General features: G+C 47.6%; 23 protein-coding genes and 5 pseudogenes. 10 read left to right on the top strand and 18 right to left on the bottom strand.

Going from position 1 to position 25,868, the window contains the following annotated elements; genetic code table 11:
* Positions 1-169: 169 nt before the first annotated feature.
* From NMD08_RS03655 to NMD08_RS03570, 18 genes and pseudogenes are all read right to left on the bottom strand, one after another.
* Positions 170-517 (bottom strand): PapB/FocB family fimbrial expression transcriptional regulator, encoded by a 348-nt coding sequence (locus tag NMD08_RS03655; RefSeq protein ID WP_370612030.1) that lies wholly within the window; start codon positions 515-517, stop codon positions 170-172.
* A 73-nt stretch (positions 518-590) separates the two neighbouring features.
* Positions 591-1,244, bottom strand: a complete 654-nt coding sequence (locus NMD08_RS03650) for a hypothetical protein (protein ID WP_370619540.1) — start codon at positions 1,242-1,244, stop codon at positions 591-593.
* Positions 1,245-2,245: 1,001 nt separating this feature from the next.
* Positions 2,246-3,079, bottom strand: a complete 834-nt coding sequence (locus NMD08_RS03645) for an A24 family peptidase (RefSeq protein WP_370619538.1) — start codon at positions 3,077-3,079, stop codon at positions 2,246-2,248.
* Positions 3,080-3,093: 14 nt separating this feature from the next.
* Entirely contained in the window at positions 3,094-3,840 is a 747-nt protein-coding gene (locus tag NMD08_RS03640) for a hypothetical protein (protein WP_370619536.1), read from the bottom strand.
* 12 nt (positions 3,841-3,852) lie between these two features.
* Positions 3,853-4,881, bottom strand: coding sequence for a type II secretion system F family protein (locus NMD08_RS03635; RefSeq protein ID WP_370612025.1), 1,029 nt, complete (start codon positions 4,879-4,881; stop codon positions 3,853-3,855).
* A complete protein-coding gene (locus NMD08_RS03630) occupies positions 4,865-6,211 on the bottom strand; it encodes an ATPase, T2SS/T4P/T4SS family (RefSeq protein WP_370612326.1) in 1,347 nt (448 codons plus the stop codon). The genes NMD08_RS03635 and NMD08_RS03630 overlap by 17 nt, the downstream gene beginning before the upstream one ends.
* Before the next feature lie 191 nt (positions 6,212-6,402).
* Complete coding sequence (locus NMD08_RS03625; protein ID WP_370612024.1) at positions 6,403-6,903, bottom strand: hypothetical protein; 501 nt, start codon at positions 6,901-6,903, stop codon at positions 6,403-6,405.
* Positions 6,891-7,613 carry a hypothetical protein gene (locus NMD08_RS03620; protein ID WP_370612023.1) on the bottom strand — a complete coding sequence of 241 codons (723 nt, stop codon included), beginning with the start codon at positions 7,611-7,613 and terminating at the stop codon, positions 6,891-6,893. Before NMD08_RS03620 ends, NMD08_RS03625 begins: the two co-directional genes overlap by 13 nt.
* Positions 7,614-7,734: 121 nt before the next feature.
* Entirely contained in the window at positions 7,735-8,298 is a 564-nt protein-coding gene (locus NMD08_RS03615; protein WP_370612022.1) for a hypothetical protein, read from the bottom strand.
* 3 nt (positions 8,299-8,301) lie between these two features.
* Positions 8,302-9,759, bottom strand: coding sequence for a type II and III secretion system protein (locus NMD08_RS03610; protein ID WP_370612021.1), 1,458 nt, complete (start codon positions 9,757-9,759; stop codon positions 8,302-8,304).
* A 12-nt stretch (positions 9,760-9,771) separates the two neighbouring features.
* Positions 9,772-10,215: a TcpQ domain-containing protein gene (locus NMD08_RS03605; RefSeq protein ID WP_370619534.1), complete on the bottom strand. Its 444-nt coding sequence runs from the start codon at positions 10,213-10,215 to the stop codon at positions 9,772-9,774.
* 86 nt (positions 10,216-10,301) lie between these two features.
* Positions 10,302-11,912 (bottom strand): Tfp pilus assembly protein FimT/FimU, encoded by a 1,611-nt coding sequence (locus tag NMD08_RS03600; protein ID WP_370619532.1) that lies wholly within the window; start codon positions 11,910-11,912, stop codon positions 10,302-10,304.
* Positions 11,913-11,972: 60 nt separating this feature from the next.
* A complete protein-coding gene (locus NMD08_RS03595; protein WP_370619530.1) occupies positions 11,973-12,704 on the bottom strand; it encodes a type IV pilus major pilin in 732 nt (243 codons plus the stop codon).
* Positions 12,705-12,825: 121 nt separating this feature from the next.
* On the bottom strand, positions 12,826-13,317 hold the full coding sequence (locus tag NMD08_RS03590; RefSeq protein WP_370612017.1) for a transglycosylase SLT domain-containing protein: 492 nt from the start codon (positions 13,315-13,317) through the stop codon (positions 12,826-12,828).
* Positions 13,318-13,532: 215 nt separating this feature from the next.
* Entirely contained in the window at positions 13,533-13,835 is a 303-nt protein-coding gene (locus NMD08_RS03585) for a PapB/FocB family fimbrial expression transcriptional regulator (protein WP_370619528.1), read from the bottom strand.
* Positions 13,836-14,093: 258 nt separating this feature from the next.
* Entirely contained in the window at positions 14,094-14,291 is a 198-nt protein-coding gene (locus tag NMD08_RS03580; RefSeq protein WP_370619526.1) for a hypothetical protein, read from the bottom strand.
* Complete coding sequence (locus tag NMD08_RS03575; protein ID WP_000019450.1) at positions 14,273-15,253, bottom strand: IS5-like element ISKpn26 family transposase; 981 nt, start codon at positions 15,251-15,253, stop codon at positions 14,273-14,275. Before NMD08_RS03575 ends, NMD08_RS03580 begins: the two co-directional genes overlap by 19 nt.
* Before the next feature lie 503 nt (positions 15,254-15,756).
* Positions 15,757-15,876 (bottom strand): annotated as a pseudogene (locus NMD08_RS03570) (ISNCY family transposase); the annotation flags it as partial.
* Positions 15,877-16,471: 595 nt separating this feature from the next.
* Here NMD08_RS03570 and NMD08_RS03565 point away from each other — a divergent pair.
* From NMD08_RS03565 to NMD08_RS03520, 10 genes and pseudogenes are all read left to right on the top strand, one after another.
* Positions 16,472-16,870: a hypothetical protein gene (locus NMD08_RS03565; protein WP_370612016.1), complete on the top strand. Its 399-nt coding sequence runs from the start codon at positions 16,472-16,474 to the stop codon at positions 16,868-16,870.
* A complete protein-coding gene (locus NMD08_RS03560; protein ID WP_370612015.1) occupies positions 16,867-17,133 on the top strand; it encodes a hypothetical protein in 267 nt (88 codons plus the stop codon). Before NMD08_RS03565 ends, NMD08_RS03560 begins: the two co-directional genes overlap by 4 nt.
* Positions 17,134-17,154: 21 nt before the next feature.
* Positions 17,155-18,123 carry an IS5-like element IS903B family transposase gene (locus tag NMD08_RS03555; RefSeq protein WP_201506682.1) on the top strand — a complete coding sequence of 323 codons (969 nt, stop codon included), beginning with the start codon at positions 17,155-17,157 and terminating at the stop codon, positions 18,121-18,123.
* A gap of 137 nt (positions 18,124-18,260) precedes the next feature.
* Positions 18,261-18,427, top strand: a pseudogene (locus NMD08_RS03550) (transposase domain-containing protein); the annotation flags it as partial.
* A 372-nt stretch (positions 18,428-18,799) separates the two neighbouring features.
* A complete protein-coding gene (locus NMD08_RS03545; protein ID WP_000053329.1) occupies positions 18,800-19,810 on the top strand; it encodes a substrate-binding domain-containing protein in 1,011 nt (336 codons plus the stop codon).
* Between the two features lie 93 nt (positions 19,811-19,903).
* Positions 19,904-22,029: pseudogene (locus tag NMD08_RS03540) on the top strand (alpha-galactosidase).
* A 54-nt stretch (positions 22,030-22,083) separates the two neighbouring features.
* Positions 22,084-23,359 (top strand): annotated as a pseudogene (locus tag NMD08_RS03535) (MFS transporter).
* Positions 23,356-24,786, top strand: coding sequence for a glycoside hydrolase family 32 protein (locus tag NMD08_RS03530; RefSeq protein ID WP_000813683.1), 1,431 nt, complete (start codon positions 23,356-23,358; stop codon positions 24,784-24,786). Before NMD08_RS03535 ends, NMD08_RS03530 begins: the two are co-directional and overlap by 4 nt.
* A gap of 63 nt (positions 24,787-24,849) precedes the next feature.
* Positions 24,850-25,365 carry a PTS glucose transporter subunit IIA gene (crr, locus tag NMD08_RS03525; protein ID WP_115799780.1) on the top strand — a complete coding sequence of 172 codons (516 nt, stop codon included), beginning with the start codon at positions 24,850-24,852 and terminating at the stop codon, positions 25,363-25,365.
* Positions 25,366-25,419: 54 nt separating this feature from the next.
* A pseudogene (locus NMD08_RS03520) lies at positions 25,420-25,830 on the top strand (group II intron maturase-specific domain-containing protein); the annotation flags it as partial.
* Positions 25,831-25,868: the final 38 nt, after the last annotated feature.

Here is a 25,868-nt window from a genome sequence, read left to right as displayed (position 1 = left end):
GCGTTAATTGTATTTTTAATTCCCAGGTATAACGTTACTCAGAAATAAAATGCCGAAAAAGAGTATTCAGATTCGAATGAAACGAATATTAAAAGATATGTCACCCATCAATTAACTACATGTCAAAAATCAAATAATCTAATTGGTTCAAAACAAAACAGGCGTACCATCACGGTAACCTGTCCAAATCACTGGCCAGAGAATGCTTGCTTACCGGACAGTCCATGCGGTCATACTGGCACGGATACATCCGGGCTATCGTCTGGCTTATCACCTGCAGACGGGAAAGTTTGACGGACAGATTTCCGGCATTAACGCCGTACTGCGCGCAGACTTCCTTGCGGGACATTCCCCTGACCAGCACCCCCTCCAGCGCCTGAACCAGGGGCACACTGCGCTGGGACGTTATGCTCATCAGCAATCTGAAGTACACCGGGTCCACCCTTCCCGGAGTCAGTTGACCGGGGATCGCCCCTGATGACGTCCTGTCACTGTAAGGTCTGAAATAAACCGTCATCACCAGCGCCTCTCTTCCTGTTTTATCTTCACGGTTATCGAAGGGATAAAATCCCGGGCATAACGACTAATCTTCAGCGCCCGCATGGCCTCTCTGCGGTAGTGATAAACCAGTTTTGCGCTGCGGGAGAGCGATGCCCCCACTTCAGCAGGGGAAGCCTCGGTGCCCAGCCAGTTAATGACCACTTCACATAACCGGGGGATTTCAGCAGGTCAAATAATCGCAGACGCAACCGGAAAACCATCTCCCGCTGTACATCGTCTGAATCCTGCTCACGCCGGACAAACTGAAGGTAGCCACTGTTTCCGCCACACTCCGTCCCTGCAAGACCCGGGTGAGACAAATGCTCCTGTAGCAGCACTGCCGGGTACCCCGCCAGCAGCGCATCATATTCCTTCAGCCAGATGTGGCCAAAATACTCTGCCGCCACGCGGTCTGAGAACAGAAAACGGCGCTGTACAATCACGACAGGAAGCGACGGATAATTTTGCCGCAGAGTACTCATCAGACCGCAATTCACCCGTAATGAGATATCCAGAACCAGAACATCCGGTTTCATCTCATTTATTTTATGCAGTATGTCCTCCGCATGAATAACCACATTAACATCTGCATTTGCAGCAGTATTTTTGTTATCGTCTTCATGCTGACAAAAACTATATAATGCCTGAGACACAGGCCAGGAAGGAGAATAAACAAGTACTGACGACACGATTTTACCAGCCATGGTATTTATCCCTGAAAATAATTCTCTGCACAAACCACACCCTGTGGGTATGGAGATAATCTTAGTTTTATCAGAATTTGCAGTAAAATTAACTATGTCGTTCGAAAGGATATGTTTTTTTCATCGATGAAAAACAGATTAGATATACAACGTAATTTCACAAGAAATAACAAACGAAGTGGATTAATTTGTGATTAAAACACAATATGCCATGCAGGCATAAGGTTAGTTATGCGGAGTGACTTAAAAAGAAATTGTGATTTAATCTCAATTTCATTTGATAACATCCACTTATATAGGGGCTGGATATCGCATAAACAACAGATAAAAAATCGATAAAGAGGGCGCAATGATAAAAAATATTTATCCCCGATGAGGAAAGCTATTACTGTTTACGTTCAGAGATGGTTAAAAATTCAGACGATGTCCAGGAAAAAGACAGAAACATCATCATAAAATCATCGGGTGCAGATAAGTCATAGTGACATTGCTGAAGCTCTGCTGGTGACCGGCGATGATGTCCTGCTACCCAATAAAACCTCACTATCAATGAATATTGAACAGCACAGGAAGGTCTGAGGCCGGAGGAGCCCTCAATTGCATCACCGTTGGCAAAAAAGCTGAGTGCCGCCCAGTTTCACCATCGCCAGAGATAGTTGCTCACAATTTTGTCGTAACGTGTGGCAAAGCGGCATCGCCATGTCACTGCAAAAGATAGATGAGATCAATGATATACAGCACCACTTCATCAAAGATAACTCTTTTAAATATATATAAATATATCGGGAATGATATACCCAATAAAAACCCCAAACCAAAATAACCCGGTAGAAAAAATTGAAGCATTTTATTATACATCAGGTCTTTCACTTATATTATAATTTCATTACATAAACACCGCTAAAAATTGATGGCAATTGGCAAAATCCCCCTCAGCCAGGGTTATATCGTGATCCTGGTTTCCCTCCTTTAATTCAAAATTACAAACTGATTATAAATGGTCAACCCAAGCAATGTCTTAAAAATATATAAAGCACAGAGAAAGAGATTGCTGGCCCGAAGGGGATATATTCGCAATTTGTATTTTCAATATTTTTTTGATGATTAAAATCAATCTTGATTAAATATTTATATAACACTATGATGGCAAGACCAGTGCAGGACGATAAGAGTAAAAGAACATGAATGTTCTCAATACCCACCCATGGCATGACGGCGGCAAAGAGTTTCACATCTCCCCCGCCCAGTCCATCCACTTTCCGTATCCGCTCGTAGGCAAACATTAGCGCATGCGTCACTAGCCAGATAACACAAACGCCCATTACTGCCGACAAGGGAGATACCGCCGTGATACCCGTCACTGAAAAGACCATGCCAGACCAGAGCAGAAAGTAGTTCAGTGGGTCGGGAATAATATAGTGCCGGATATCAATTATAGTTATTGCGTATAAAGTACAAAAAAGTACCAGAACGGGAAGCAGGCTGAGCAGATTATTCCCGGTAAAGAGAAAGATGAACCCCAAAAAAAACCACAGTCCGTGGATAAGCTCTGTCATCGGGTATATCAGCGGAATGGGTGCCTGACAAAACCGGCAACGCCCTTTCAGCATAATCCAGCTGAACAGCGGGACATTGTCCCGATTTAATATCATCGCATTGCATTGCGGACAATGCGATGGCGGCCAGGAGAGACTTATTATACCGACGTCATCATCCGCCTGCTGATGCAGTGTCTTCAGTGGCAGTCGATAAATAACCACGTTGATAAAACTTCCGACAGATAATCCGACCAGTAAAAAACAGGTCAGATAAAAATAATACAAGAAATTATCCATTCACAGCACTCTTATCACTGGCAGGCCGCTTTATACTGGGCCGCATTATAAGGCCCTCTGTCCTGGAAATTCACGGGTACAGCCTCGAAACCCCAGCGAGGAGTAATACCAACACCTCCCATTGTCTGAACAAAAGCTACACTCAGGTGGTCGACACTTAAAAGATTGAAAGTAACAGGCCCAATTTGAGTGGCAGTTCCAGTAATTGCACCACCACTCATAAAGTTACCGCCTTGTCTACGAAAATTATAAATACCCCCCTGCTTATTTGAGTAACTCCAGGCGTACAGTTGTATAAATTCTATATTTCTTGTCGGAAGTGTAGCTTGAATCCACTGCCCGCCTTGTTGGTTACTGGCATTTAACCTAAAACCATAAATACCATTTGATTCAGTAAGAGGTTTGACAAAACCACTCCCGGTTCCATTTTGATTTGTAACAGGAAAATAACTTGCAAACTGATTGGTTAACTTATCATTATCAGCTGAAAATATATCTGTCTTATATTTTTTATCTTCTTTAATTTGGTATCTTATTTCGAAACGCCATCCCTGATCACCTGCAACAAAGTCCGTGTTGGTATGAAGTTTAATAACTAAGGGTTCTTCCAGGCGGTGGCAGGAGCCATAGATATTACGGATCGCATCCTCCTGAGAAAGTGAAAAACCTTTTACCTCCATGGCAGAAAATGCACTGAAGGAACATACTATTAAAGATGCTGGCAATATGCCTTTTGAAAAAATTGAATTTAATGTCCTCATTTTTTGCTCCTGTTAATAAGATGTCATTTTTGACAACGCATCTGATAGAGAAAATAATGCGATAAAGACCCAAATGACGCTACCTCCCAAAACTAATGTTGAAAGCGATTTCAACAACCCCGCTAATTTTTGTATATTATTATTTATATCAATCTTAGCCTTTTCCGATACGGACTGGAGAACATCGAAAAATGATGGCAGGCTCGAATACAAGCTGATATTCAACAATTCATCACGTCCAAGTAACCCCGTATTAAGCGCAGATCCATAAGGCATACCTATCGTCATATTTGACTGCATTTTCTTAATGTGCGATTTTAACCAACGATTAGAGTTAAGACTGATAATATCCAGCGATTCATTAATCGGAATATTATTACGTAGCATCGAAGATAAGTTACTCAATACTAAAGAACTGTTTAATTTTTTATAAACTGAAAAAGGTATAACTCTGTCAAGAAACCGATCACGAAATGCACCACTAAAATTAGCCATTAAAAATCTGAAGGCAATCACCACAATAATCACGCCAATAAGAATGGTAATCCACAAGCCATTATAAAGAGCAGATCCAAAACCATACAGCATTTGGGTTACCATAGGCCAGCGAGAAACGGCAATAACACGTTCGAAAGCTGGGAATACTTTCACGGCATAACCAGCAATTACGATCAGTGAAAGCACAAGCATTATAATGGGGAATGTCACTGCATTAATTAATCTAGACGTCAACATACTTTGATATTTAATGTTATCAACCAAACTGGTAAATCCATCTGCCAGACTACCACTTTTTTCTGATGAATAAATAATACTCAGTTCTGACTGAGGAATTAATCCTTCAAATACAATGGATATTGATTCACTGGAAGTCATTTTTTTAAGCAGTTGCTGTAATTTTTTACAAAATCCGGTGCCTAAAAGTTTCCCACCTTCAGCCTCAAGTTTGACTATAGAGTTATAAAGAGGCAGATCGGCCTTAATCATATCCGCACAGAAACCATAAAGATATAACCGCTGATTTTTAGTGAATTTTCTCAATTAAAACCTCCATATCTTCTGACTCCAGGCCACCGAACTCCATCATAAACCAGGAAAAACATGACTGACCTTTAAGCACATGCATCATCGTTTTTTCTTTTAACGAAAAACCTTCAGATAATCCCTCATTGGTTAATCTTTTTTGCCGCCAATGGGTATAAACGTTAAGCCAGTCCTGACGTGAAATAGCCTCTAACTCTTTAAGCGTTGGACGCATGTATTCAATAACAAGCTGTCTTGACTTGATCCCTGTATTACCACAATAGGGACAACCATCCTTACTCTTAACAAACAGGTCAAATTCTCGATTCTGAATCACAACATGATGAGGTATTCGGCAATGAAGACAAAGCAAGGGAATGAGTTTTTGACACTGCAACCCGGCAATGAAACCCGGTGTTGAGAGCTTATCACTGGCAATTCCTAGTGCCGTGAGTCGCTGGAGCAAGGTGACAATATTGCCGGCATGTACTGTCGTAAAACAGTAGTGACCACTTTCTACCGCCCCTGCAAGTGCATTTGATGATACCGGATCGCGAATCTCGCCTACCATTAATACATCAGGATCACGACGCAAAGCAGATTTAATAGCACTGTGAAATCCACCGCCATCAACATCAAGTACGGAACTTTGCTTGGCTCCATAAATTTGATATTCAACGGGATCCTCAATTGTCAAAAAGCACCCCCGATCATCGAAGCGGTTTATTTGCAACCACTCCATCATATTTTTTAACGTTGTTGATTTACCTGATCCCGTCGTACCTGCAATAATATAAGCACCATAAGGATTACTTAATATTTTCTTAATATCATCAACTTCTGGTTTAGAAACACCAATTTTTTCCAAATCTGGAATAACACTTTTATTCAAACCGGAAGAAATAATACGTAACACGCTATGATAACACTCGTCCGTTTCTCCAAATAATGGGAAATGTGCATAACGGAAGCGATAATTTTTCCCGTTAAGGGTGTACAGAATATTGGCACTCTGCGGGATACTCCGGTTCCAGGTGGTCTCCTTGGTCGATGCCTGGACGTTGTAAAGCACAAAAATTAACTCATCACAGCGTTTGGCAATAATCTGTTGCATCGGGCACAGAATCCCGTTAATCCTGAACTCCACTTTCGCCAGAAAATCGCCCCGCGTAATGTGCAGGTCACTGGCTCCGGCATTTACAGCAGAAATAAGCAGTTTTTCCAGCTCATGTTGCACATCACTGTCACGCTTAAGGTTTTTGTTGAATTCAAATTCATGAATAGCCTTTTCAATGTGACTGTAGTAATTATCCTGTGTAAGCAGCACTACACCGCAAATATTCAACATATGTTCAGCACGGATATATGCAATGTCGGCATGATATAAACCCAAATTGCTGAGGCTGAAATCACAGATACAGAGATACTTTTTGTCGCTGTTTTCCGCGATAAGAAAATCTTTCTCCGGTGATGTGAACTGCCACCGGGACAGGGCTATTTTATCTTCCTCTCCCGGGAGGTGAATAAATTCGAGCGGACTCACGGTGCAACAACCCCAACAACCAGCTGTTTCTTACTGTTGTTCAGCAGGTGGTATTTTTTACCGCCAATGTCAAACACTTCATGCCGGTCAACCAGGATAACCCTGCTGCCCGTTCCGACTGCGATTTTGGAAATTCCCCCCACCTGAGAGGTCGCCAGCACCTGCGGCACAGCATCCCTGACGGACTGCGCTGGCGCAGATGCAGCCTCCGGCGCGGCAGACATCACGATGGCGGGCCCACCTTCGCTACGCACTTTCTTGAGCTCAGCACGCAGTTTCTCAAGCGCAACCTCATTGCTCAGCTGACGTTTTTCACGCTCAAAGGTCATATCGGATTCCATAAGCTGAACTATCTGCTTCTGATTCGCTGACTTTTCTTCTGTATTCTGTGCCTGAGGTGCAGCAGGCTCACCGGCCTCTGTCGGTGTCGACATTTCAGCGAATGCATATGAGACAGAGAACACCATCGCGAATAGCAGTAATGTTATTTTTTGCATATGAAAACTCCTTTTACATTAATAGAATGGGTGGCAGATTTATTATTTTTTTCAACAGACTTGATAATGACCGAGTCGAGAAAAGCCTGGCGCTTCCAGAATACGATGATATCAATGTAATTATCCGGTATGGCTACGCTCCAGGACGTAAATAACAGCTGATAGCTTTCAGGTAAATTAGGCAATGCCGCCTCATCTGCTGTCACCGTCGAAGCTGGAAGGGTATCGATAAAAAACTTCCTGTCCTTCGGTACCAGAGAATTATAACTGTACACATAGTTCAGTATTTCATTGCAGTCAGCCGCCTTTATTGGCTCCAGCTTATTAAACTTATCCAACGCCGGATTCACATTCAAGTGCGATGGGATATCAGGGTAGTCCAGTTTGTTTTCTGAAAACGATGGTTGATATTCTTCCTCCCAGAACACTTTATTCTGCGTGTTAAAGGTCGTATCAGCATTCAACTCGTATGAAAAGTTGCATTTTTCACTATCGCAGAGATAGCTGGTTTCCGTAAAACCGAGCAATTCGACAGGCTGGCGACTGGCATAAACCTCCCGCATAAATGTAATAAACTGTTCAGGACTGGCACCTGCCAGCGACGTTCCGTAAAAGGTTCTGATATTCTGCGTCTGCCGCTGGATCATCGCCAGTTTCTGCGCTTTCTCCTCTTCCAGTTTCTTGTTCTCCTGATGCTGAAAATAAAACACGCCTCCGGCGGTACCCACCCCGGCAAGCACCAGAAGGCTGACAAAGATCAGAAGTTTGTTTTTTGTTTTATCTGTGCCAATGTATTTATTACGCCAGTCATAGAGAATGCCACGCATAGGTTCACCTTGAAATTATCGCACTGGTAAGGAAGTAAAGAATGACGGCAAAAATAAACAGGCCGGTACCAAAAAAGAGATGTTGCATATTTCTTCTGCGCTGCAATATCTGAATATTCTTTTTATAACGGGCAGAAATCTCGTTAAAGTGCTCGATACCGAGTTTCGTGCGTACCAGGTCAGAATACTCAGACTTCTCTCTCTCTTCATCCAGCTTTTGAAAAAATGCAATGTCATAAACTGAATCCGTTCCGGAGATTATTATATCGTCCTTAATAATCAGAACATAAACCCCGTTAGTGACACCGTCTTCCTCCAGCGGGCAATAGTAAAATCCGTCGCCATAAATCTCTTTCACATATACCGCAAAGGATTCATTGGACTGTAGATTATTCTGGATAAATCCTTTATGTCTTATCCCGTTACTATCGATATACTCAATACTCCGGTAACGACGCTGCACACCTGCTAACCATTTTGTATAGTGAGGCGTACTGAAGGCACCAACATCAGAAGTCCACATCACATTTATCTGCATTTTATTTTTTTTAAATTCAGGAATAAGCATTTTTTATTGCCCGATAAAAGGGGCCCGGTAATAATCAATCCCCACAATCATGACAATGGTGGAATCCTTATCATCGCGGTTCAGACTCCCCCCCAGCAGCATCGCTGACTGGTTGTCAGATTCATCATTAGAGTTGTACTTGCCGACCAGCAGCAGCCCACCCGGCGTCACGATCGACGTGTTGAACATTTCTGTGGTGGTGACATTCGGCAATTGCACTTTCTCAAACGTATCAATGGAGTTCAGGAATCGCTTCGTAAAACCGCTGGCCACCTCAATTCTTCCGTCAGAGAGCACCCGCGGCGTTACGATGAAGCTGGTACCGGTAATAATCTGTGAGGTTTCAATTTCGGTATCCACCACCGAGGTCAGCGAATTCGTCGTCTGCGTGCGTCCGGAGACAAAATACTGGGAACGCGTCAGGTTCAGCGGGACGGGTACGTTATTGCGGGTAACAAAGGTTCCACTCTGCAGGACCTTGCTACCGGTCAGGTTATACACGGCATCCAGTTGTGCGCTGATATTCAGTTTGGGATCCGTCCCTGAGTAGAAATCACGCCCGACCGATAGGCCACCGGTCAGCGTGTCCATCAGGCTGGTATTAATGCCAAAAGAAGTACCGCCATTCTTATAGGACGCATTTACCCCTGCCCCCAGATTCTTTATCTTGCTCTTATCCAGAGTAAAGATTTTATACGTCACCACAAACTGGCGACTGTTTGAACTCTGGTATTCTTTTAAGACGCGGGACAACACCTCATTTTCTGAAGGGCGGCCACTGTAAGTAAGAATAGAGGCATCCTTGAAGATGTTATACACCTTGCTCGAGACATATTTCTCGGCCATGTCCTTCACATCATCCCAGAAGGTGGATTTAAACTTGATCTCCGATTTCCCCTTGACGCCGCCTGAAGCGGTGGCTTCGTTCCCGGAAAGATCCATACTGGCTTCGAAGGTATTATCGCTGCCATAGAAATCCAGCTTTATGGCATAGGTATTGTAGGCTTTAACATCAATAATATGGTCATCGACAACCTGGATACTCACATCATAGAGGGCAGATATATACCTCAGGAACTCATCAAACCGCCCGGTAAAGCTAACGGTATGCGGCTCGATAATCGCCATTTCGGTATTACTGCCAGGAATGCTGCGATCAATACGATAGCTCGTTCCCGACTGTGCGTTGATAATATCAAACACGGTCTCCAGTTCGGTTGGTGCAAAGGTATTGATTGATATTGATTTAGCCAGCAGTGCCTGTTTCTTCTCACTGTAGTCAACGGCCTTGCCCAGAAAAGCCGTTTTATACTTCATAAACGGGCTCTGTTTAAGCTCATCGCCACTCTGTACCCCGGAGTCAGAATTGACCAAGGTCTGAGGGTTATATTTTTCATTAAATTCTTGCGTACAGCCCTGTAAAAGCAATACCAGTGTTAAAAGAGTCAGTTTAGTATTCATTTTATATTCTCTTTATTGCGCATCGATAACAAGGACATTATTTTTTTCATACAGTTTTATTACCAACCCATAGTGTTCAGATGAAAATATCTGTCCTAACTGGGTCAGTGTGTCATCGATGGTTTTCCCTGAAATACTGATGGTGTTGTAAATCATATAATCACGATTACTGTTCCACAGCGGCTTCAGTCCATTACTGACTGCCCATTTCTGGATTTCCTGGCTGAGCAGCATATTCTGATTTAATGTCAGATAAACTGGCGATGGTGTGTAGGTCCCAGGCGTGGTTTTCATTACCAGTGAAGAAACGGCTCCCGTATTCACAGGCGCAGCTTTCATTGCCGGAGGGGCAATCGTGCCAGTATTCCCGGGTTTCGCGATATTGTCGACCTGAAAAGGACTACGTCCCTGTTTTATTCCGTTTGTCGGCTCAGCTGCCTGAGCGTGAAATGACAACAGAGCGCTCCCAAAAATAAGCGCAAGAACTGAAAACTTATGATTCATAATATTAAGAACCTCACCCGACATCCATGAAAAGTTGTTTATAGCTGTTCTACTGAACTGCACCACATAAAGGCGACAATCGACAGCGATTTAGGACTGATATAAACTTTTGCACGACCATTGTTACCGTCGTAATTCCCCGTTGTGGCCGTCACAACCCAGCCGGCCTGACCCGCCTGTATGACACCCGCCGCAACCTGGTCTACCTGTAACGCAACTCCGCCGAATTTCCCGACATTGTCTATTCCCCGTGCCCGGTTAGTTGATTCCCTGGTTAAATCCGTTTGCAAATTATTATTGTTATCCATCGTTTCAGGTACCACCGATGAGATGGCCACTGAGAGACGGGGAAACAATCGACTTCTGTTTTGCGTATCTTCCGGGTTCAATGGACAGGTTTGCAAAGGGACGAAGATAAGCCCGTTTCTTTCAATGGCGCTGGTAATATTGCCACTGTAGCCAGCCCCCTGGACAATATCGGGGCCATTTCCTTTGAAACTCAGATAGCTCACTTTCGGAATGGTCGTCAGTTCGCCATTTTGATCTTTAACTACCACGTTAGCCATCAGCGTGGCGGTCTCGCCTGGCGCGCCCGGCGTTGTGGTTTCATCCCGGATTTGTAGCCCGGTGTTGTTTGCATTAGGTGAAATACATATCCGACTGGTGCCAGTTTTCTGATCCCAACATAAGGACGCTGCGGTATTTGTATTTGCTGTCGCTGTAGACAGCAATAATTGATTGTCATTATCAGGGGTGCTGTGCAGACAAGGCCCTGACATTTTTGTCTGCGCGTTCCAGCACAACTTGTCAGCACCTACGCTACCGTCTGATTTTAGATATTGTCCATCCCCCACGATAAAGCTGAAACGGATGCCATAATCCGTGGCGTTGTTATTTCTGAACTTATCCAGGCTGTTGGCCATCTGCCCTAAACTGATCCTCTCCACAGGCGTCGTGGTATTTGATCTCATCAGGCTCCATTTCGTCTTGTCCGGCTCCGATTTTCTTCGCTCTATCAGCAATGCTTTGGAATAAGTCAGCTTTTTATTTTTGAATGAAGTCTCAATTTCATTAATGTATGTTTCCAGAAACAAATTATCCGTTGACACACCCGGATAATAAGCAACAAAAAAATCAATACGTTCTATACTACGCGTCGTGGCATTACCCACCAGATCCACACGCTCCAGACGAAATTCCTGCGAGTGTAATACGCTGTCAACCTTGCACGGGATATACTCACTGACGAAGCGAAAGGCTGATGCCGTTGCGCCGTCACCGGCACAGCGGGCATCACGAAAATATCCTCGCTCTGAATTCGTTACATCCCACTTATAAAAACCTGATGTCGCCACGTCATCGGTGATTTGGGTATTCCCGGTTCTTGCTGAATAGGTTGCAATACTGGCGATATCGTACAACGGGTTTTTAATCGGTGCAGTTTGTGCATCGAGATAAATTTCATCTTCATGCACAAATTTAACCATGCCAGCAATTTCAGTCGCTAACGCATCCGTTGTACTCTGCCGGGCGACAGTTTCCACCTGTTTTTTCATATAGCCGGCAATCCCCATCATAATGCCGCCGATAATGGCTAAAACGATGATGACTTCAAGAAGACTGTATCCCTGAATATTGTTGTTATTCACAATAAACCCCGACAGAAAACAGGCTCCATGCCTTTACAGGTAAAAGCATGGAGCATTTTATTAACGGCTACCTAAAATAACAGCGTTGGACGTATTATCGGTACATACCTGAGTAATAGCATTAGGGGAAATACTCACGTTACCATTAGCATTCAGACTACGTAATATATTAGTTGTGGGAGCCGTAGACATATCAACAGGTTTTGCCGTGACGGCATAAGTACCTGCCGGTGCTGAAGTCGCGGACACTTCAACATAATCCCACTGGTTACCCACCTGTGAAACGATACTACGGCACTGATCGCGGCTTAAGCCGTTAAGTTCGATAAAGAAGCCTTTACTGATCGTCTGGCTGGCATCAGTTAACGCACCACCAATGTTCAGATAATCATTGGAAATACCGTTGCGGGCTTCATCAAGTGACAACTTACCGAGCTGTACCAGGCTGGCAACGATCGGCTGATCCGCTGCATGAGTACGAATGGTGGTCGGGTTCAGTGCAAGCGTTGCTGCACCATTCGGAACCGGATAACCAGTAGCAGAACGCTGATAAGCATCTTTCACCGCAATACGCACGGTGTTGGTGTTACTGACGATTTCTGAAACAGTACGGCTGTCAAATGCACGTTGTGCCAGAATAACCACACCCGCTGCGATGGTGCCGATAATACCCAGAACAATGATGATTTCGAGTAATGTCATACCTCGCTGTTTTTTCAGTTCATCAATCTGCTTCATTTTCTTGATAGCTTTCGCTTTCATTTTTTGTGTCGTTTTATAAACAATAAGCATTTTACACTCCGTGTTTCGGTTATATGCACGCAGGCATGAAAAGTTAACTGTTCCAGTAACGAAACAGATAAACTGGTTTACGCTGCGTAATTTACTCATAGCGGTATTAATAGTCAGCAAACTACCTGCCACGATGAATTGCTGTTAACTTTATTTCTTTATATGATAATTTTATTCTCCTGATATAATCTCTCCTTCTTTTTTCCTGCGCTGGACTTTTCGAAAACCCTGCATTATAGGCTCCCACCGCTTCCCAGGAGTCGCCCAGTCGGTTAAACGCTATCGCAAGAAAATAGGCTCCCGCATAGATGTTAAGACAGATATCAGCACTTAAATTTTTACTGTCGAGACCATACTGAGACAGAAATCCCAGATGCTGAGAGTCAATTTGCATTAGTCCGATACCAAAACCCGGTGAAAACCCTGCAAGAGCATTATCACCAATCGCTTTGGTATTGAGTCTCGATTCGTGCCAGGCAATAGCTCTGAGTAAATCGGGTTCTATTCTGGCATCCTGTCCTGCCAGTTCAAAACAGTCTGACTCGGCAGCATTTACCTCAGAGGTAACACTCACCACAGAGCAAAAAAGTAAAAGAAATAACATATTCTTCATACCAACAATCCCTGCTTTAAATTGAGGAAATGGTTCCTCATAGTGTGAGGCATTAACGTATCGCACTCTGATTAAAACCATAGCTACCGCACGAAAGATAAAAAACCATCTTTCGTAAAATAAAGATTCAAAATATGGACACCTACCAGGCCCACTTACTGCCTAATAATTGAAAAAAATATAGCAATTGCATCAGCGTCTATTTTCAAGACGTGCTATATATTTTCCCGCTGTACTTCCAGGGCTATATATGGATACATTCTCACTATATTCTGGCTTACCATCTGCAGATGTCTGAATTTCAAAGAGAACTGACTCTGTGACACACAGTATCGTTCGCAAGCCTCTTTGCGACTGACGCCCCTGACCAGTACCTCCTCCAGCGCATGCAGCATGTTTTCTTTCCTGATCATGCTCACTGAGATAAGAAGGCGGAAGTGCGAAGCATCTGTATAACCCGGTTTTAGTGTCCCGGGTATGTAATGGCTTTCTATCCCATCAGCATATTTCGACGCCATAGCGTAATCTCCAGGTTGACCCGATGTATCCGACTCTGCTCTGCTGGTTTTTTTTGTCCATACTTACAGTAGGAAGAGCAAAACCAACGAATCGAATCGAGGACAAGCCCTCTGAATTTCAATCCTTATTAAATGTACGCGCTTAATTTTCTTCTGGATTTAATCCTAATATTTAAAGAGCAATGACCATAATTAAAATTTTTTATCATCACAACAAATGATTTTTATATATAAAATTCACTAATATTAAGTAAATATTTAAATTGAAAGCTCTCCAAACAAAACACTAAGGAAGGTGCGAATAAGCAGGTCATTTCTTCCCAAGCTGACTCGCTGATTAAAATTTCGCGGATCTGGGCCGATTTTTTTCCCGCAAACACATCGAATCAGCCTATTTAGGCTATTTTTTCCACCATTTCTGGCGTTATTTCCGGTTTTTACTGAGATCTCTCCCACTGACGTATCATTTGGTCCACCCGAAACAGGTTGGCCAGGGTGAATAACATCGCCAGTTGGTTATCGTTTTTCAGCAGCCCCTTGTATCTGGCTTTCACGAAGCCGAACTGCCGCTTGATGATGCGAAACGGGTGCTCCACCCTGGCACGGATGCTGGCTTTCATGTATTCGATGTTGATGGCCGTTTTGTTCTTGCGCGGATGCTGCTTCAAGGTTTTTACCCTGCCGGGACGCTCGGCGATCAGCCAGTCCACATCCACCTCGGCCAGCTCCTCGCGCTGTGGCGCTCCTTGGTAGCCGGCATCGGCTGAGACAAATTGCTCCTCTCCATGAAGCAGATTACCCAGCTGATTGAGGTCATGCTCGTTGGCCGCGGTGGTGACCAGGCTGTGGGTCAGGCCACTCTTGGCATCGACACCAATGTGGGCCTTCATGCCAAAGTGCCACTGATTGCCTTTCTTGGTCTGATGCATCTCCGGATCGCGTTGCTGCTCTTTGTTCTTGGTAGAGCTGGGTGCCTCAATGATGGTGGCATCCACCAAAGTGCCTTGGGTCATCATGACGCCTGCTTCGGCCAGCCAGCGATTGATGGTCTTGAACAATTGACGGGCCAGTTGATGCTGCTCGAGCAGGTGGCGGAAATTCATGATGGTGGTGCGATCCGGCAGGGCGCTATCCAGGGATAATCGGGCAAACAGGCGCATGGAGGCGATTTCGTACAGGGCATCTTCCATGGCACCGTCGCTCAGGTTGTACCAATGCTGCATGCAGTGAATACGCAGCATGGTCTCCAGCGGATAGGGCCGTCGGCCATTGCCCGCCTTGGGATAAAACGGCTCGATGACAGCGGTCATATTCTGCCATGGCAGAATCTGCTCCATGCGGGAGAGGAAAATCTCTTTTCGGGTCTGACGGCGCTTAGTGCTGAATTCACTATCGGCGAAGGTGAGTTGATGGCTCATGATGTCCCTCTGGGATGCGCTCCGGATGAATATGATGATCTCATATCAGGAACTTGTTCGCACCTTCCCTAAGTAAATCAGTTGCATAAATCTCAAAATTTAATAAATCTTAAAATTGTGAAATTAATTTTTAATGTCTTTTATTACATGAGATTAAAATTTTTTTTGTATAATAAGCAAAACTCAACCATGAAAGTTTGTAGAAGCTATTCGTTAAGAGTTTCTAATGATTATTAATGGTTATGGATATTTATTCTATACAAATTAGGAATAAGTAAATATGGCAATGTACCTGCTTTGACTTTTAATCGAAGGGTATAACCAGTGGTCGAATCATGTCTCTGTGTCAGATCCAACCGTCGGTGTCGGTAAACTGTATATGTCTGCTGAAAAGCGTGCTGGATATTGGTGAGTGGTGAGTGGTGACTATCTGCGCTGATTGACCTGACTGGCAAGATATTAAAAATATGGGGAACGAGGTGCACGAAGACAACCCGACAATGTCAGTGGGTGATGCGTTGCAGATCTTCTTCAGTCAGACCGCTCATAGTCATCACCGTGTTGCGGTCGATGCCGTTTTGCAGCATTGTGCGGGTAATTTTCAGAGTCGCTTTGCGCTTACCTTTCCCGATGCCTCTCTGTTCGCCCCGTTATTCACCACGCTGGATACCTTCCTCGCCCCTTCTTCACGGATATTCTGTTCCAGTCGTTGTGCAAATCTCTTCATGTTGTGGTGACCAACGAGCCAGTTCCAGCAGAAATGCTTCAAAGACAGAGAAAAGATATGTGATGTGGGCTGATGTCCGGGGAGCAACACCCGGCCATTGCCTGCAGACAATATGTCAGGGGGAGCGCTCTGCTGCGCCTCTATTTCAGAAAATCTGATTTTAGTGCGGCTGTCTATGAAGTTTAGTGCCGACGCGGTAATTTGAATACCTACAGAAATCGTATCTCAGAATAATTGAAAAGCATGGTTTACGGGAGGGATTATGCTGATCAATTTTTTATCCGTCAGCCGGATTTTAGCCGAAGTCTGTTTTGTTAACATCATAATCAGTCCGTTGTCAGTAGCAGGAATGGTTGCCACAGGCCAACACAAAAAAGCATACCAGTATGTAAAAAATTATATAAACATATAAACAGAGAATGAAGTCATCCATTTGACGGTTAACGTTAATGAAGGGACTTCCAAGAACATAAAAAATGCGGAGTCATGGTATGGAAAATAATGAAGACGAATCCATCGAAGAATTACAACGCAAAGTGAATTATTACAATCAAAAATTATACCGCCTTATAATAATTGGTTGCTTATCACAATTAATAGGATTTTATTTATATTCATATTATAATAGTTATCCATTTATTTTAATTGCAATCCCTTCATTTATGATTGCTATGATTTCACTGGTTCGCTTTTACTTTTTAAGTAATGAAGCCCTACCAGTAAAAATAAAACACAACAATATTATTAGTAAATATAATCACATCAGCGAAAACGATCAAAAAATAATAAAGATACAAAATTGGGAATGTATTGCCATCGTCGGGGTGATTATTTTATATAATTCAACTGCAATATTTAATATTATTTCTTCAAGAGGGGAGCTGCAATGAGTAACCCATTGAAAAGAGAGCCTAATAACGAGAATAATTTCACTGAGGAATGGAATTCCTTGATAAATAAAGTTCAAACTTTCAACTCTCTTGTATTGAAGAAAGTTTTCCCGCTTTACAGTGATTTTTCAAATATTGTAAGTGGTAAATTTGGTGCGCCTGCCTCTTTTGCCAATCTGATGACAAAATATAAGACTGGTGAGGATACAGTCAATGACTGGCTGGGTGCAAGTGCTGATATTGCGCTGTTAAGGCTTTGTTGAATAAATCGAACTTTTGCTGAGTTGAAGGATCAGATCACGTATCTTCCCGACAACGCAGACCGTTCCGTGGCAAAGCAAAAGTTCAAAATCACCAACTGGCCCACCTACAATAAAGCCCTCATCAACCGTGGCTCCATAACTTTCTGGCTGGATGATGAAGCTATTCAGGCCTGGTATGAGTCAGCAACACCTTCTTCACGAGGCAGACCTCAGCGCTATTCTGACCTTGCCATCACTACTGTGCTGGTCATTAAACGCGTATTCAGGCTGACCCTGCGGGCTGCGCAGGGCTTTATTGATTCCATTTTTTCTCTGATGAACGTTCCGCTACGCTGCCCGGATTACAGCTGTGTCAGCAGGCGGGCAAAGTCGGTTAATGTCAGTTTCAAAACGCCCACCCGGGGTGAAATCGCACACCTGGTAATTGATTCCACCGGGCTGAAGGTCTTCGGTGAAGGCGAGTGGAAAGTCAAAAAGCATGGCCAGGAACGCCGCCGTATCTGGCGTAAGCTGCATCTCGCCGTTGACAGTAAAACACATGAAATCATCTGCGCTGACCTGTCGCTGAACAACGTTACGGACTCAGAGGCCTTCCCCGGGTTAATCCGGCAAACCCACCGGAAAATCAGGTCAGCCGCCGCCGATGGCGCTTACGATACCCGGCTATGTCACGATGAACTGCGGCGTAAGAAAATCAGCGCGCTTATCCCGCCCCGAAAAGGTGCGGGTTACTGGCCCGGTGAATATGCAGACCGTAACCGTGCAGTGGCTAATCAGCGAATGACCGGGAGTAATGCGCGGTGGAAATGGACAACAGATTACAACCGTCGCTCGATAGCGGAAACGGCGATGTACCGGGTAAAAGAGCTGTTCGGGGGTTCACTGACGCTGCGTGACTACGATGGTCAGGTTGCGGAGGCTATGGCCCTGGTACGAGCGCTGAACAAAATGACGAAAGCAGGTATGCCTGAAAGCGTGCGTATTGCCTGAAAACACAACCCGCTACGGGGAGACTTACCAGAAATCTGATTTATTCAACAAAGCCAGGCCCTGTTTACACAATTAAATAAATCGAGCCCGACCAACAATTTTGATGTTAACAGCAGGATTATTGAGGGGCAATCAATGTGTTCTTCGGTAGCGATTACGGTAGTGAACGGCGCTCTACTGTACGGGCTGAGCGGGACCTGCTGTCTGAATGGTATCTGCGCCATATACTGAGAGTTTTGCCGGAATGGCCTTCCAACCTGTTGATGAACTCTTGCCATGGAACGTAGCACTTACCAATAAATAACCGTAAATACGGCGTTCGGGTAATGCTAACGATAATAGTATATCAATTAATCATTAGTTTAAAAGCTTGTTCAACTGCATACATCATTAGCGTTTAAGCCAGTGAACAGGAAGTTTACTGGCTTAATTACAGTAATATAGTGTATCGCTATGCTCACTGAGTCTTAGATCTCCACCGTCGGTCTAATATTCGCACTCCTGCTAACAACCGGTAATCAAATCGTCCTCCGGTATTGAAAGTTAATACACAAATCAGGATGATGGAGGCTCATACTGGTACAGCGCGACCACTTATGCAGGCGTCTCTGTCAGGTTTGTTGCCCGGATCACCCGCATCAGGGACAGGGCTGTTCAGTTATCCGCAGGAGAAAATATGTCACTCAAGGCTATCGCCGCCGAACTCGGGATCTCTGTCACCACAGTCAGCCGGGCGCTTGGCGGATTTTCGGACGTTTCCGCTTCGACCCGTGCACGTGTAGAAGCGGAAGCTCGGCGTCGTGGTTATCGCCCGAATACCCTGGCAAGACGTCTCAAAACCGGTAAAACCGATGCGGTCGGCCTGGTCTTCCCTGAACATGCTGTACTGTTCAGCAGTAGTGTGTTTGTGGATATGGTCAGTTGTATCAGCCGGGAACTGGCCCGCCATGATATTGACTTACTGCTGATAGCCGATGATGAACGGGCTGACAGCCACAGCTATATGCGTCTGGTCGAAAGCCGCCGGGTTGATGCCCTTATCGTGGCGCACACGATGGATAATGACCCGCGTCTTACACACCTGCAGGAGGCCGGTATTCCGTTTCTGGCACTCGGTCAGGTGCCGTCCGGTCTTCCCTGTGCCTGGTTTGACTTTGATAACCATGCAGGAACCTGGCAGGCCACACAGCACCTGATTGCCCTGGGCCATCAGCGAATTGCCCTGCTGAGTGAGGACAACTCCCGTGCCTATGTCACTGCACGACGTCAGGGATGGCGCGATGCCCTGAGTGAACATGGTCTGCCTGAGACCTGGCTACGCCGGGTCTCTCCCACCCGACGCTCAGGTTTCCAGGCAGTGACTGAGTTAATGTCACTTCCGCTTCCCCCGACGGCCATTATTACCGACAGTGACCTGATCGGTGATGGCGCGGCCATGTCGCTGCAGTTATCCGGTCATCTGTCCGGAGAGGATGCCGTCTCTCTTGTGGTTTATGATGGTCTGCCGCAGGACAGTATTATTGAACAGGATGTGGCTGCAGTTCTTCAGTCAACACGACATCGCGTCGGTCGTCAGATTGCCGACATGATACGCCAGCTGGTCACGAATGTTTCACCTGAAATGCTACAAGTACTCTGGCAGCCGGAATTTCATCCTGGCAAGACAACGCTTGCTCCCTCCGCCTGATTTTTAATCCCGCTCACAAATCCGAATCGTTTCGGTTGCTATCCGAAACGATTCGGATCAACAGTAAGGCATACACGAAAACGGAGATGTCTTATGGAACCGATGTACCGCAGGCTGACCAGTCCCCACTCAGACCTGATTATTAAAACCCACCCGTATGCAGAGATTGTCTGGTGGGGATCCACCCTGAAACACTTTTCACCGGATGATTGTATCAGCCTGGAAAGGCCGGTTGCGAATGGTCGTCTGGATACCGACACCCCACTGACGCTGATGGCCGAAAACGGCGCGGGACTTTTTGGCTCGCCGGGGCTGGAGGGACACCGCAACGGGCTGGATGCGTCCCCTGTGTTCCGTACCATCAGCGTGGTACAGGCCGGAGAATCACTCACCCTGACCAGTGAGGATGCAGTGGCGGGTCTGCGCATGGTCAGTGAACTGGTGCTGACATCGTCCGGTGTGCTGAAGATGCGTCATGCCCTGACGAACCTCCGTGAAGGGGACTGGCAGGTGAACCGCTTCGCCATCACGCTCCCTGTGGCTGAAAGGGCAGAGGAAGTCATGGCCTTCCACGGACGCTGGACTCGTGAGTTTCAGCCGCACAGGGTCCGTCTCACACATGACGGTTTTGTGCTGGAGAACCGCCGGGGCCGCACGTCCCATGAGCATTTTCCGGCACTGATTGCCGGTGCCCCCGGTTTCTCAGAACAGCAGGGCGAGGTGTGGGCCGTACATCTGGGCTGGAGTGGCAACCATCGCATGAAATGTGAGGTCAAAACTGACGGACGGCGTTACCTCCAGGCGGAAGCACTGTGGATGCCCGGAGAAAAAGCCCTGAAGAAGGATGAGACCGTGTACACGCCGTGGCTGTACGCCAGCTATTCCCCGGAGGGGCTCAATGGTATGAGTCAGCAGTACCACCGTTTTCTGCGCGATGAAATCATCCGTTTTCCTGAGCAGAAACCCCGTCCGGTGCACCTCAATACCTGGGAAGGTATTTATTTTGACCACGACCCGAACTACATCATGCAGATGGCCGGACGTGCGGCAGCGCTTGGCGTTGAACGTTTCATTATCGACGACGGCTGGTTTAAGGGGCGCAATGATGACCATGCGGCTCTGGGCGACTGGTATCTGGATGAACAGAAGTATCCGGACGGACTGATGCCGGTGATTAACCATGTGAAATCACTCGGCATGGAGTTCGGTATCTGGGTGGAACCGGAAATGATTAACCCGGACTCTGACCTCTTTCGCCGCCATCCTGACTGGATACTGTCAATGCCGGGGTACACACAACCAACCGGGAGACATCAGTATGTTCTCAACCTGAACATTCCTGAGGCCTTTGCTTACATTTATGAACGCTGTTTATGGCTGCTGGGCGAACACCCAGTTGACTATGTGAAATGGGACATGAACCGCGAGCTGGTCCAGGCCGGGCATGAAGGTCGGGCGGCGGCGGACGCGCAGACCCGTCAGTTTTACCGGCTGCTGGATCTCCTGCGCGAACGTTTTCCCCGTGTTGAGTTTGAGTCCTGCGCTTCCGGCGGTGGACGTATCGACTTTGAGGTTCTGACCCGCACGCACCGCTTCTGGGCTTCTGACAACAATGACGCCCTGGAGCGCTGCACCATACAGCGTGGCATGAGTTACTTTTTCCCGCCGGAGGTTATGGGGGCACACATCGGTCATCATCGCTGCCATGCCACCTTCCGGCAGCACAGCATTGCCTTTCGCGGTCTGACGGCCCTGTTCGGTCATATGGGACTGGAGCTGGATCCGGTAACGGCCGGAGAAGAGGAATCCGCCGGTTACCGCCGCTATGCCTCGCTCTACAAAGAATGGCGGCAGCTTATCCACACGGGCACCCTATGGCGGGTGGATATGCCGGATGCGGCGACACAGGTGCAGGGGTGGTCAGCCCGGATCAGTCGCAGGCGCTCTTCCTGGTGAGCCAGCTTGCCATGCCGGATCACACCCTGCCGGGTGCTCTACGTTTTCCGGGGCTGGCACCACAGGCCCGTTACCGGCTTCGTGTTGTTGACCATCCGGATATTCAGCTGGTCGGTGAAGGCGGGCATACCATGCGCAGGCTGCCCGGCTGGATGAACCAGACCTCCGACATCAGTGGGGAATGGCTGGCGCAGGCCGGTATTCAGCTTCCCGTACTGGATCCGGAAAGCGCCATGCTGATTGCCCTTGAACGTTTGGCATAAAAGGACCGGAGCCGGTCACGGCTCCCTGCACTCAGTCCCGTGAGGATAACAATAATGAATACTGTCAGTACTCATAAAAACCCCGATTTCTGGATATTTGGTCTGTTCTTTTTCTCTACTTTTTCATCATGGCAACCTGTTTCCCGTTTCTGCCCGTCTGGCTGTCAGACATTGTGGGGCTGAGTAAAACGGATACCGGGATTGTTTTTTCATGCCTCTCCCTGTTTGCCATCAGCTTCCAGCCGCTGCTGGGGGTCATCTCAGACCGTCTTGGCCTGAAAAAACACCTGATGTGGATCATCAGCCTGCTGCTGGTCCTGTTTGCACCGTTCTTTCTGTACGTTTTTGCGCCGCTGCTGCGGTTCAACATCTGGGCCGGAGCACTGAGCGGCGGGATTTTTATCGGCTTCGTTTTTTCTGCGGGAGCCGGTGCCATCGAAGCCTATATTGAACGTGTCAGCCGCAGCAGCGGATTTGAATACGGTAAGGCCCGGATGTTCGGCTGTCTGGGCTGGGCGCTGTGTGCCACCACGGCAGGGCTGCTTTTCAACGTGGATCCGTCCCTGGTATTCTGGATGGGGTCCGGCTGCGCATTGCTGCTGGTCCTTCTGGTGGCGCTGGCGCGTCCCGGAACCAGTCAGACAGCGATGGTCATGAATGCGCTGGGTGCCAACTCGCCCGTGATTTCCGCCGGAATGGTGTTCAGTCTGTTTCGTATGCGTCAGATGTGGATGTTCGTGCTTTACATGATTGGGGTGGCCTGCGTCTATGACGTGTTTGACCAGCAGTTTGCCACGTTCTTCCGTGCATTTTTTGACACGCCGCAGGCGGGGATCCGGGCATTTGGTTTTGCCACCACGGCTGGCGAGATTTGCAATGCCATCATCATGTTCTGCTCCCCTGGATAATCAACCGCATTGGTGCCAAAAACACACTGCTTGTCGCGGGTCTGATTATGACCATCCGCATCACAGGGTCGGCCTTTGCCACCACGGCTACTGAAGTGGTGAGCCTGAAAATGCTGCATGCCCTTGAAGTCCCATTCCTGCTGGTTGGTGCGTTCAAGTATATCACCGGCGTGTTTGATACCCGGCTGTCGGCCACCATTTATCTGATTGGCTTTCAGTTCTCCAAACAACTGGCGGCGATATTCCTCTCAACCTTTGCAGGTCACCTGTATGACCGCATGGGGTTCCAGAACACCTATCTGGTTCTGGGCGGTATTGTCCTTGCGGTCACCGTGTTATCGGCTTTCACCCTGAGCAGTACCCGTAAAACGGCTGCCCCGTCAGCAGAAACCGCTACAGCACAGACGGAGGTTCGCTTATGAAACAGCGTCTTGCCTCTGCACAGGTTGCACTTGATACACTCCGCGCCCGTCGTGGTGATACCTGGTACCCGGTTTTTCATCTGGCTCCACCTGCCGGATGGATGAATGATCCGAACGGGCTTATTTATTTCAGCGGTCGCTATCACGCATTCTTTCAGCACCATCCGGCAAGTGAACATCAGGGGCCGATGCACTGGGGACATGCCACCAGTCCGGACATGCTGCACTGGCAGCATGAGCCGGTTGCGCTGGCACCCGGTGATGAATATGACCGGGATGGCTGTTTTTCCGGCAGCGCAGTGGACGACAACGGCGTGCTGTCGCTTATCTACACCGGTCATCTCTGTCTGGAGGATCGGGGGGATGACAGCATCATCCGCGAAGTCCAGTGTCTGGCAACCAGCCGTGACGGCATTCACTTTGAGAAGCAGGGCTGCGTGCTGACGCCACCGGAAGGCATCATGCATTTCCGTGACCCGAAGGTCTGGCGGGAAGGGGGATACTGGTGGATGGTTATCGGCGCGCGGGATACCTCTGACACCGGTCAGGTGCTGCTGTATCGCGGCACATCCCTGCGGGACTGGCGCCAGGAACGGGTTCTAGCGCAGTCGGCAGCCGGAGAAAGCTATATGTGGGAATGTCCGGACTTTTTCCGCTGTGGCGACCATCACTGGCTGATGTTCTCCCCGCAGGGGATGACGCCCGGCGGATACCGGTTCCGCAACCGCTTTCAGAGCGGAGTTTTACCGGGTCACTGGCAGCCGGGGGCCGCCTTTGCCCTGAGCGGGGCATTTGAAGAACTGGATCACGGTCATGATTTTTATGCCCCGCAGTCCCTGGTCGCGGAGGACGGACGGCGCATCATCATGGCCTGGATGAATATGTGGGACTCCCCGATGCCTACAAAGCGTGAGGCCTGGGCCGGATGTCTGACCCTGCCGAGGGAACTTTTTGAACGCCATGGTCGTCTGTGTCAGCGTCCGGTTCGCGAAGCCGAATCCCTTCGCGGGACGTGCCAGCCGTTACACCCTGTAAGGCTCAGTGGCACGCAGTTGCTGGCTGAGGACGCACAGGCCGTGGAACTGGTGCTGACGTGGCATACCCTCGACAGTCAGGCAGAGCATTACGGCATCCACCTGGGAGACGGGCTCCGGCTGTATGTGGATAACCAGGCAGGACGGCTGGTGCTTTGGCGTCACTACCCGGATGAGGGGCTGGACGGTTACCGCAGTATCGCGCTGCCTGGCGCAGAATATCTGACGCTACGGGTTTTCCTGGACCGTTCATCGGTGGAAGTGTTCGTTAACGATGGCGATGCCACCCTGTCCAGCCGTATTTACCCGCAGCCCGGAACCCGCCGGTTGTCGCTATATGCAGCTCACGGCGAGGCTGTGCTGACGGACGGCTCACTGTGGACGCTGGCCTGAAATAATTCCACTGCCGTCGGTGACGGCAGTACTTTCGGTTCACCCGTAATGAAGGAAAGCACAATGGGATTACTGGGCAGGATTAAACAACTGATAAGTGAAAATGAGAAACCGGCGGAAGTCACCAGCGTGATGGCACCGCTGTCCGGTGAAATTGTCCCTCTGGACACGGTTCCGGATGCTGTGTTTGCCGGGAAAATAGTGGGGGATGGTATTGCTATCCGTCCTTCCGGCGGCGATACCTTGATGGCTCCTGTCAGCGGCACTATCGGTAAAATACTGGAGACAAACCACGCGTTTTCCATCCGCACCGACAGTGGCACTGAACTGTTCGTGCACTTCGGTATTAACACAGTTGACCTCAGGGGAGAGGGTTTCCGGCGTATTGCCCAGGAAGGCCAGCTGATCAGCACCGGTGACCCCGTCATCGGGTTTGACCTTGCGTTACTTCAGCAGAAAGCACAGTCCACGCTGACACCGGTGATTGTGGCGGACTCTGACCGTGTCCAGGAGATAACCCTGTTCTCCGGCCCGGTCATCGCCGGAGAAACACCGGTTTTTGATATCAGCAGCCAGTAAGCGCCATGAGTGACAATATCGCCAGCGGGCAGCTGGTATCAGGGAAAGCCGCACAACTACAGTGAAAGCAAAGTCGATATGGCTGAACAACTCAACCGAAAACTGAAAGGCTGGGCCATGTTCTATCAGTTCGTTGATTTTAAGGCCAAAGTCTTCAGTTATATCGACCGTGTCGTGTTCTGGAAGCTGGCTCACTGGCTGGCCCGCAAATACCGTACAGGTATCGCTTCCCTGATGAGGTGGTGGTGTAAATCACCGAAACCGGGTCAGAGCAAAACGTGGGTTTTATTTGGTAAAACCAATCACGGCAAGCTCAGCGGCGAAATACTGTACCGGTTGGTGGGGCAAGGCAAGAAGCTGTTCCGCTGGCGGCTACCCGAAGGTAATCCCTATCTGAGGACGGAGACCAGAAACACGTATACATCGCGCTTTACAGAAGTGGCAATGGCGTTCGCCAGCATTTAAATGGAGAGCCGGATGCGCTGAAAGGTGCACGTCCGGTT

The sequence above is a fragment of the Citrobacter meridianamericanus genome (genome assembly GCF_041320245.1).
Classification (GTDB): Bacteria; Pseudomonadota; Gammaproteobacteria; order Enterobacterales; family Enterobacteriaceae; genus Citrobacter; species Citrobacter meridianamericanus.
This window is presented reverse-complemented; position numbering and strand designations above follow the sequence as displayed.